This is a genomic window from Streptomyces sp. NPDC101181 (genome assembly GCF_044767975.1).
GTDB lineage: Bacteria > Actinomycetota > Actinomycetes > Streptomycetales > Streptomycetaceae > Streptomyces.
This window is the reverse complement of the sequence record NZ_JBIWOX010000005.1, coordinates 66,095-75,695: the sequence shown is the minus strand read 5'-3', so window position 1 is coordinate 75,695 and position 9,601 is coordinate 66,095. Positions and strand designations below refer to the sequence as shown.

Below are 9,601 nucleotides of genomic sequence, written 5' to 3'. Positions count from 1 at the left end.
CCGCAGCTGTCCGGCGAACCGATGGAGTCCCGCCCATGAACGACCTTCCGCCCACCCCCGACCGGACCATCGTCGATCCGGGCACCGGGTCGGACCCGGCTGCCCACCGACCCGCGCCCGCCGGGGACCCGGTCGCGCCCGCCGCGGACCCCGTCCCGACCGGGGACCCCGTCGTGGCCGCCGCCGACCCGGAGGGGCCGCTCGACCCGCCCGAGCCCCCGGAGGAGATCGTCCGGGCCGGCCGGATGGCCCCGGACCACTGGTTCAGCACCGTCGACCCGGGCTGGCGGGGGGAGGGCGTGCCCCCCGACTACGCGGTGGCGGGCCGGTGGCGTTCCGACGTGGACGGCGAGATCGTGGAGTGGGAGGACAACGACGCCTACCTGCCCTCCCCGGAGGTCCTGGGCTGGCCCGAGCCCACCGACCCCGTCGACGCGGCCCTCCAGCGCGCCGTCACCGGCTACGGTCCGCCCGAGGACGTGGCGTACGCGCTCACCGACGCCGAAGTCGCCGTTCTCACGCTGCCGGACGGGTCGCCGGTGACGGCCACCGGATCGGACGGCACCCCGGTCGTGCCGGTCTTCACCTCGTCCCGTTACCTCAACCTGGTGGGCGCCCTCGCCTTCGACCACCGGGCCGCCATCGATCTGCTGCCCCAACTGCCCGAAGGGCACCGGATCTACGTCAATCCACCCAGCCCGGCGGGAGCGGTGCTCGAAACCGGACCGCTGGCGGAGATGATGGCCCGGACGCGGGACGCGCGGCCGCGGCCGGAACCGGCTCAGGAGGCCGGGCCGGCCTCCGGCGGCAGGTGAGTCCCGCCGGTGCGAGGCGCTGAATCAACCAGGAAGGACCCACGTTCGTCCATGTTGGAGGGCTCGTTGGAGTCCCGTGGACGAATGAACCCGCGTGGGGCGGGAGTTCGGATATTCGTGATGGTGCGTGGAAAGGCCCAGAGATGGGTGCAGCGATGAACAGTGCGTGGAGGAGAGCCGGATGAGCCGCTGGAACGGCCCGCTGGCCCGGCGCAGGAGCGCCGACTCGTCCCGTACCCGGCGGCAACGCGCCGCCCGTGAACGGACGGAGCCGGACACCAGGACCGGCACCGGGCAGTCGCCCCGGGTGCTGGTCGAGAACCACGGGGGCCTGCTCCTGCTCCGCCTGCCCACGGACGACACCCTCCACCCGGCGGACGTCGCCGACCTGGCACGGACGCTGGGCGCCGACGAGGACGGCACCGTCACGATCGTCGCCATCGCGACGGGCGAGGCCGCGGCGGCGCTCTGGCCACGGCTCAGCGAGACGCTGGACTCGCTGCGGGACGAGGGAACGCCGTCGGTACGCCTGGTGATGTCCGGGGCCGGCGCCGACCGCCCGGACCGGCCCGCCCTGGCCCGGCACATCGCCGACGCCTGGAAGATGACGGTCGAGGCACCCGACGGGCCGGTGCTCGTGGTGCCCGGCGGCTCGGTCTTCGTACCGCCCGGCCACGGCGGCTGGCGTCGCTTCGTCCCCGGAGGACAGCCCGAGGACCTCGGACCCCGTACGCCCGCCCCGGGCTGGCAGGCGGCTCTGCGCCGCGTCCCCGCCCGCACGGAGGGCGGTTGCGTGGTGGACCAGATCCCGGCCGGGCTGGTGATCCGCCCCGCCGGGGCGGGCGCGCCCAGGCCGGGCGACCTGTTCCACGCGATCCCCGTCGATCCGGGCCACCCCGCCGTGGTCGTCGGCGTGCCGTGGGGTGAGGACCTGGTGGCCGGTGACGTCGCCGAACTCCTCGCGGCCCTGCCCGCCGTCGTGCGCCGCCGTGTACGCCTCGCCCCCGGCGGGCGCCGGGACCTGCTGCCGATCGGCCAGTCGGTGGCCGGGCTGCTGAACGCCGAGATCGAGGTGACCACCGGCCTTCCCCTCATCGCCACCCACCAGCCCCTCGGCAGGTTCGGGATCCGGTCCGTGCTGGCCGGACCGGACGGCGACCCGCGCTGGCTGCCCTTCGTGGACGCGGTGGTGTGCGCACCACCGGCAGAACCCACCACGGCCGCCACGGCGGAGGGGGAGCCGGGACCCGCCGGAGCCGTCCGCCCCGCCCCGCCCGCACCCCGGCTGGTGCGCTGGTCCGCTCCCGCCCCCGAACTCGGCCTGTCCGAGCAGGGCGTGGCGCGGCTCTCCGACGCCTGGCAGGCGGTCGCCACCCGGGCCGGGCTGTGGGTCGGCCCCTCCGGTGCGGCGGCGCCGCGCATCGCCCGTCCGGTGAGCGTCGAGGGCCCGGTCGTCGAGATCGGCCGCGGGGGTGACCGGGTGGACGCGTCCCTCTGGCCGCTGCTCTCCGGACTCCTCGGCCGCCTCGCCCCCGACATACGCTCCCGTACGACTCTCCACGTCCACGCCCTCACCCCGGACGGAGGGCTCGCCCTGCGCGGCCTCGCCGCCGAACACGCGCTGCGGATGATCAGCTTCGCGGCGGCCCCCGCCACGCGCCCCGCGCGACGCGACCCGGCTCCGGCGACGGCGGGTGCCGGAGCGCGCGGCGGCTCCGTCGGCCCGGCCCGGCCCGCCCTGCGGTCCGCACCTCCGGCGCCCGTCCCGGCTGAGGACGCCGAGGCCCGCACCGGCTCCGCCGCCCCCGTCCCGGCCCCGATCCCCCGCCAGACACCCCCGGCCCCGGCCCCCCGCCCGGCGGCCACGGCCTCCGGGCCCACGGCTTCCGCGCCGATGGCCTCCGGGCCCATGGCTTCCGCGCCGATGGCCTCCGGGCCCATGGCTTCCGCTGCCACGGCGTCCGCGGCCACGGACCCTACGCCTACGGCTTCTGTGCCCACGGCCTCCGGGCCTACGGCCTCCGGTGGCCCTTCCGCGCCGCTCCCGCCGAAGCCGAAGCCGAAGTCGGAGCCCGAGCCAGAGCCCGAGCACGAGCACGAGCCCGCGGAGACCACCAGCACCTCCTCGGACGAGGACACCGTGCGGCACAAGCCCGCGCGGGCCCGGCAGACGGCCACCTCCGGCGCGTCGGACCGGACACCGCTGCCCACCTCCTCCTCCCGGGCCGCGACGCCGCCCACCCCGCCCGTCGCCCCGGTACCGGCGCCGGAAGCCGAGGCAGCCGCCACGGCGACGTCCGGCCCGGCGGCCACGACCCCGCCCGCCCCCGTTACGTCGGCCGCCACCCCGCCCGCTCCCGGAGGGCAGCCGCCTGCCGAGCCCGTTCCCGTGCGGGACGACGTAGCGCCTTCCCCGCCCGCGCCCGCTCCGTCCATGAGGCCGGCCGGGCTCTCCTCCGTACCGTTGGCCTCGGGCAGCGGCGGGAGCGGTGACGAGCGGCCGGACAGGCCCGGCGCCGGGACGGGAACGCCCGAGGCCCGCAGGTCCGTGACCGAGAGCGGGGCCCCGGAGACCGACGCGCCTCCGGCCCCCGTACCGGACGCTCCCCACTCGAAGCCCGTACCCACCGGCGCGCCCTCGGAGCGCACGGCCCGTCCGGTTCCGGACGGCACGGGCGGCACCGCCTCCGGGCCGGATCCGGCGCGGGCCGAACCAGCACCCCGGACACGAGCCGGGGCGGCCACCACCCGGGCCGCCGCCACCGCCCCGGCGGCTCCGGCCGCCCGGGACACCCCGGTCGGCCTCTCCGCCGCCGGGCCGGCATCCGCTCCCGCGTCCCCCGCGCGGCGTCGGCCCCTGCCGCCGGTGCCGGTAGGACCGCAGCACAGCAGTACGCCCGCCGAGCGCATGGCGCTGCGCAAGCTCGCGGAGTCGGCCTGGGAGCGGCACAGCGCGGCCGTCAACCGGGCGCTGGCCGAGATGCCCGCCCTGCGCGGCGCGGAGCAGGAGACGGCCCGCACCGACCTGGTGGCACTCCGGATGTACCTGGAGAACGGCGAGGGCCCGCTCGGTCACCGGGCGTTGGCGGAATCGCTGCGCTCCGGCGAACAGCGTCTCGTGCCGTACGCCGCGTGCATCGCCTCCGCCCTCGCCCGGCTGCCGTCCTACCGGGGGGTCGTCCTGCGCGGGCTCGGCGGGGCCACCGACCTCACCGGAGTGCGTGCCGGAGACGTGGTGCGCGACGCCGCGCCGGTGAGCGGGACACCGCTCGACCCCGCCGGAAAGCAACGGGTGGCCGGGGCGGGCTTCGCCATCTGGTCCACCACGGGCCGCCGGGTCCGCCGTCTGCTGGACGGGGGCGACCAGATCGTCTTCGCGCCCGGGTCCGCCTACCGGGTGCTGGCCGTCCGTACCGAGGGCTCCGGCCCCCTCATCCTGCTGCGCCAGATACGCAGCCCAGAAACTGCGTCCGCCCTCCTGGAGGATGCGGACGAGACGGCGCTGGAGCGTCTGAACCACGCTCTGACGAACCGTACTTCGCCCGGTGCGGGCAACTGGCCGGACCGCTGCGCGGGTCCTCTCGGAGGCATCGGTGCCCCCTGACATACATCGAGCCGCCTCCCCGCACACCCCCGAACTTCAAGGAGTTCTTGTGCCCCATCCGCACGATCCCCCAGCAGGGGAGACACCGCCGTCCGTCTCTGTCCGTCGTGCGGTGTCCGTGCCGCCTCCGGACCAGGACCCGGGCGCGGACCTCGGTCCGCGCACCGGGGACTCGGCGGTGCCGGGCCCGATATCCGACGGCTCTTCGGGGGCAGGTGCTGCCGAACCCTCCGCGCCGACGGAACCGGCCGCCGAGCCCTCCGCCCCGACGGAACCGGCCGCCTCGTCCGTCGCGCCCGCGACGGACGTTCCGGAGTCGGCCACGTCCACGTCCGTGCCGTCGTCGGATGCTCCCACCCGTAGGCGGTTGTTCGCTCTGCGCTCGCGCTCCGACGACGCGCGGCCCGCGCCGGAGGCAGCCGCCGATGGACGGGGGCAGGGGGCGCGGCCCGAGCAGTCCGCCGGGGCCGAGGAGCCGGACAACGATGGCCGTTCGGGTCTGCTCTTCGCGTCGGATCATGACCGGCCGGATGACCCGGGAGCGGACGGGGCGAGTCCGGGTCGGCCGCGCGGCCCCATGATCGCCGCGGCTGCCTTGGCGGGAGCCGTGCTCATCGGGGTGCCGGTCGTCGTGCTCGGCATGAGCGATGACGACCGCCGCTCGGAGCAGTGGGTCAGTTCCGAGCCGGTCGGTGGTACGCCGCTGGAGCCCAACATGTCCGACGACAAGCCGCCCGCGGATTACGTGGTGGAGTCGCCGTCCCCGAGTGCCGCCCCGACCGCCCCGAAGAAGGTCGCGCCGGAGCCGGTCGTCGAGAAGCAGGCGCCGGTTGTCGAGGCGCAGAAGGAGCCGGTGAAGAAGGAGCAGGCGGCACCCGAGAAGGAGGTGGAGAAGCCGCCCGCGCTCACACCGCGGCAGCTGGCCAACGCCGTCTCGACCCGCGTCAACGTGCTGTTGAAGAACAAGAAGACCGGCCTGTGCGTCGATGTCCCCGGCGAAGCCAAGGGGAAGTCGGCCGGGAAACTCCAGCAGTACACCTGCAAGCCCTCCGCCGAGGACAACCAGATCTTCGACCTGAAGGTGGTGGACAAGGACGGCGGCCCGCAGGGTTCCAGCCTGTTCCTGGTCAAGAACCGCAAGAGCGGCCTCTGCCTCGACGTCTCGTACTACACGACGGTGAAGCCCGGTGCGGTGATCATGGAGTATCGCTGCGACGGGACGAAGAAGGACAACCAGCTCTGGTGGCTCGACCCCAACGAGCACGGGCACCGCATCCGTAACGTCGTGAGCAACAACATGTGCATGGGTGTGGCGGGCGGCGACGGATCGAAGATCGCGGCTCTGATGCAGTTGCAGACTTGCAGCGACCAGGCGCTCAGCAGCCAGCGCTGGATCGTCAATCAGATCATCTAGGCGCCGACACCACCGAGTCGGTCCGGGTGCGCGGAGCGAAAGCTCCCGCCGCGCACCGCCTGGGACGCCCACCGGGCGCCCCAGGCGGTCGGTGGTTCTCCACACGGCGAACAGCGCCTCGTGCCGTACGCCGCGTGCATCACCTCCGCCCTCGCCCGGCTGCCGTCCGTACCGAGGGCTCCGGGCCCGCTCATCCTGCTGCGGAGGCATCGGTGCCCCCTGACGGCCATCGAGCCGCCTCCCCGCACACCCCCGAATCGCAAGGAGTTCTTGTGCCTCATCCGCACGATCCCCCAGCAGGGGAGACACCGCCGTCCGTCTCTGTCCGTCGTGCGGTGTCCGTGCCGCCTCCGGACCAGGAGCCGGGTGCGGACCTCGGTCCGCGCACCGGGGACTCGGCGGCGCCGGACCCGATATCCGACGGCTCTTCGGGGGCGGGTGCCGCAGAGCGCTCCGCGCCGACGGAACCGGCCGCCGAGCCCTCCGCCCCGACGGAACCGGCCGCCGCGTCCACCCCGTCCACCGCGGACGTTCCGGAGTCGGCCGCGGTCACGTCCGTGCCGTCGTCGGATGCTCCCACCCGTAGGCGGTTGTTCGCTCTGCGCTCGCGCTCCGACGACGCCCGGCCCGCGCCGGAGGCAGCCGCCGATGGGCGGGGGGACGACGCCCGGCCCGAGCAGTCCGCCGCCGCAGAGGAGCCGGACAACGATGGCCGTTCGGGTCTGCTCTTCGCGTCGGATCATGACCGGCCGGACGACCCGGGAGCGGACGGGGCGAGTCCGGGTCGGCCGCGCGGCCCCATGATCGCCGCGGCTGCCTTGGCGGGAGCCGTGCTCATCGGGGTGCCGGTCGTCGTGCTCGGCATGAGTGATGATGACCGCCGCTCGGAGCAGTGGGTCAGTTCCGAGCCGGTCGGTGGTACGCCGCTGGAGCCCAACATGTCCGACGACAAGCCGCCCGCGGATTACGTGGTGGAGTCGCCGTCCCCGAGTGCCGCCCCGACCGCCCCGAAGAAGGTCGCGCCGGAGCCGGCCGTCGAGAAGAAGCCGACACCGGTCGTCGAGGTGCAGAAGGAACCGGTGAAGAAGGAGCCGACGGCACCCGAGAAGAAGGTGAAGAAGTCGGTCGCGATCACACCGCAGCAGCTGGCCGACTCCGTGTCGGTCCCTGTCAACGTGTCGTTGAAGAACAGCAAGAACGGCTTGTGCGTCGATGTTCCCCCGGGGAAGACGGGCGGCAGATTCATGCAGCACACCTGCAAGCCCTCCGCCGAGGACAACCAGATCTTCGACCTGAAGGTGGTGGACAAGGCCGGCGGCCCGCAGGGGTCCAGCCTGTTCCTGATCAAGAACCGCAAGAGCGGCCTCTGCCTCGACGTCGCGTACTTCACGACGGTGAAGCCCGGTTCGCCGATCCAGGAGTACCGCTGCGACGAGACGAGGAAGGACAACCACCTCTGGTGGATCGAACCCAACGAGCACGGGCACCGCATCCGGAACATGGTGAGCAACAACATGTGCATGGGTGTGGCGGGCGGTGACGGATCGAAGATCGCGGCTCTGATGCAGTTGCAGACGTGCAGTGACAAGGCGCTCAGCACCCAGCGCTGGAACGTCAACCAGATGGTCTAGGCACAGCGCCAGCACCAGCACCAGCACCACCGAGGCGGTCCGCGTGCACGGAGCGAAAGCTCCCGCCGCCCACCGCCTGGGACGCCCACCCACCGCCTGGGACGCCCACCGGGCGCCCCAGGCGGCAGGCGGCTCTTCGCACGGCGCGCCGGGACCATCGATCACCGCGCGCCGTGCTTGTGCGTCCGCCCCGCACCTACCGCGCGGTGTCCGGCCCCGGCATGCCCGGGGCCGGCGAGGCTCCCATGCCGGTTTCGTACGTACTTGCGGTTCTGGGGGGCGTTCAGCGGGTAAGGGGGCAGTAGGTCCCCTTGGGGAGGCTGATTCGATGCCGTGGTTCGCGTGGTTGCTGGCCGCCGCGGCGCTGGGCGCCGCGGAGTTCTTCACCCTGACCCTGGTCTTCGGGCTGCTGGCCGGAGCCGCGCTCGTGGCTGCCGTCGTGGCCGGGGTGGGCGTCGGGCTGCTGGGGCAGCTCGTGGCGCTCGGGCTCACGGCGGTCGCGGGGCTCGCCCTGGTCCGTCCGGTCGCGCTGCGGCTCATGGACCAGTCGCCGCTGACCCGGGACGGCAGCGACGCGCTGATCGGCAAGCGGGCCGAGGTCGTGCGGGAGGTCACGGCGACCCAGGGGCTGATCAAGCTCTCCGGCGAGGAGTGGTCCGCTCGCGCCTACGACGAGAGCCAGGTGATCCCGGTGGGAGCGCTGGTGGACGTCATGGAGATCGAGGGCGCCACCGCTGTCGTCTATCCCCGCGAGCTTCTTCCGTGAACGCCGTCACCCCGGTGAGCGGCACACCGCGGAACAGCCGCACACCGCGAAACGGCGGCGCACCGAGGAACAGCCGCCCACCGCGGAACAGCCGCCCACCGCGAAACGGCGGCGCACCGCGAAACAGCCGCACACCGCGGAACAGCCGCCCACCGCGGAACAGCGGCACATCGCGGAACTAGGGAGGAAGCATGGACCCAGTCGTCATCCCGATCCTCGTGGCCGCCATCATCGTCGTCTTCATCGCGGCCGCGGCCGTACGCATCGTTCCGCAGGCCCGCCGGTACAACATCGAGAGGTTCGGCCGGTACCGCCGGACCCTCCAGCCCGGCCTGAACTTCGTCCTGCCCGTGGCCGACCGCGTCAACACCAAGCTCGACGTCCGCGAGCAGGTCTACTCCTCCGACCCCAAACCGGTGATCACCGAGGACAACCTCGTGGTCAACATCGACACCGTCCTCTACTACCAGATCACCGATCCCCGGGCCGCCGCCTACGAGGTCGCCGACTATCTCCAGGCCATCGACCAGCTCACCGTGACCACCTTGCGCAACGTCATCGGCTCCATGGACCTCGAAGGGACCCTCACCTCCCGCGAGGAGATCAACGCCCGCCTGCGTACCGTCCTCGACGACGCCACCGGCAAGTGGGGCATCCGCGTCAACCGCGTCGAGATCAAGGCCATCGACCCGCCCAACACCATCAAGGAGGCGATGGAGAAGCAGATGCGCGCGGAGCGGGACAAGCGCGCCGCCATCCTGCACGCCGAGGGGGAGCGGCAGGCCAAGATCCTCACCGCCGAGGGGACGAAGCAGAAGGACATCCTGGAGGCCCAGGGCACCCAGCAGGCCATGATCCTGCGGGCGGACGGCGAGTCGAAGGCCGTCGAGCTGGTCTTCCAGGCCGTCCACCGCAACAACGCCGATGCCAAGGTCCTCGCCTACAAGTACCTGGAGACCCTGCCGCACCTCGCCAGCAGCGACAACAACACCTTCTGGGTCATCCCCGGTGAGCTGACCGAGGCGATCCGCACCGTCACCACCGCCTTCGGCGACCAGTCTTCCGCCGCCCCCGGTCCGCCCCCGCCCACCGGGCAGGAGGTCGCCGCGGACCAGGCCGCGACTAGCGACAAGGACCACGTCGGGACGCCCGAGATCGAGCCGAACTCCACCCTGGCGCTCGACGCCGTCGCCGCCGCCGACGAGGCCGCGAAGCAGGCCGCCGCCGCGGTCAGCGACGCGAAAGCCGAGGCGGAGGCCGTGGGGGAGGTCCGGCTGCCCGGCCGGAACCGGTCCCGCCCCTCCGACGAGGAGGGGTGAGAGCGGGAACGGGAGCAGGGGCGAGGAGACGAGCCCCGGGCGGTGCGCGGCG

Annotated in this window: 6 protein-coding genes; all 6 read left to right on the top strand. The window is 73.6% G+C overall.

All coding sequences use genetic code 11. The features are described 5' to 3' along the window. Positions 1–35 precede the first annotated feature (35 nt). The 6 genes from ACIRRU_RS10270 to ACIRRU_RS10245 all read left to right on the top strand — a co-directional run bounded on the left by ACIRRU_RS10270 (position 36) and on the right by ACIRRU_RS10245 (position 9,549). A complete protein-coding gene (locus tag ACIRRU_RS10270) occupies positions 36–815 on the top strand; it encodes a type VII secretion system-associated protein (RefSeq protein WP_403678475.1) in 780 nt (259 codons plus the stop codon). A 181-nt stretch (positions 816–996) separates the two neighbouring features. Continuing rightward, the gene (locus tag ACIRRU_RS10265) at positions 997–4,419 is read left to right on the top strand and encodes a hypothetical protein (protein ID WP_403678473.1); all 3,423 of its coding nucleotides are present in this window, start codon (positions 997–999) and stop codon (positions 4,417–4,419) included. 595 nt (positions 4,420–5,014) lie between these two features. Then, on the top strand, positions 5,015–5,833 hold the full coding sequence (locus tag ACIRRU_RS10260) for a ricin-type beta-trefoil lectin domain protein (RefSeq protein WP_403678471.1): 819 nt from the start codon (positions 5,015–5,017) through the stop codon (positions 5,831–5,833). A gap of 863 nt (positions 5,834–6,696) precedes the next feature. Beyond that, positions 6,697–7,464 carry a ricin-type beta-trefoil lectin domain protein gene (locus ACIRRU_RS10255; RefSeq protein ID WP_403678469.1) on the top strand — a complete coding sequence of 256 codons (768 nt, stop codon included), beginning with the start codon at positions 6,697–6,699 and terminating at the stop codon, positions 7,462–7,464. Positions 7,465–7,792: 328 nt separating this feature from the next. Further along, positions 7,793–8,230, top strand: a complete 438-nt coding sequence (locus ACIRRU_RS10250) for an NfeD family protein (RefSeq protein ID WP_363204981.1) — start codon at positions 7,793–7,795, stop codon at positions 8,228–8,230. Between the two features lie 191 nt (positions 8,231–8,421). Continuing rightward, the gene (locus ACIRRU_RS10245) at positions 8,422–9,549 is read left to right on the top strand and encodes an SPFH domain-containing protein (protein ID WP_403678468.1); all 1,128 of its coding nucleotides are present in this window, start codon (positions 8,422–8,424) and stop codon (positions 9,547–9,549) included. Positions 9,550–9,601: the final 52 nt, after the last annotated feature.

Bases quoted from the DNA above. Each gene is read 5' to 3' on its own strand.
- ACIRRU_RS10270 (WP_403678475.1), top strand. From the start codon at position 36: ATGAACGACCTTCCGCCCACCCCCGACCGGACCATCGTCGATCCGGGC.
- ACIRRU_RS10265 (WP_403678473.1), top strand. From the start codon at position 997: ATGAGCCGCTGGAACGGCCCGCTGGCCCGGCGCAGGAGCGCCGACTCG.
- ACIRRU_RS10255 (WP_403678469.1), top strand. From the start codon at position 6,697: ATGAGTGATGATGACCGCCGCTCGGAGCAGTGGGTCAGTTCCGAGCCG.
- ACIRRU_RS10250 (WP_363204981.1), top strand. From the start codon at position 7,793: ATGCCGTGGTTCGCGTGGTTGCTGGCCGCCGCGGCGCTGGGCGCCGCG.
- ACIRRU_RS10245 (WP_403678468.1), top strand. From the start codon at position 8,422: ATGGACCCAGTCGTCATCCCGATCCTCGTGGCCGCCATCATCGTCGTC.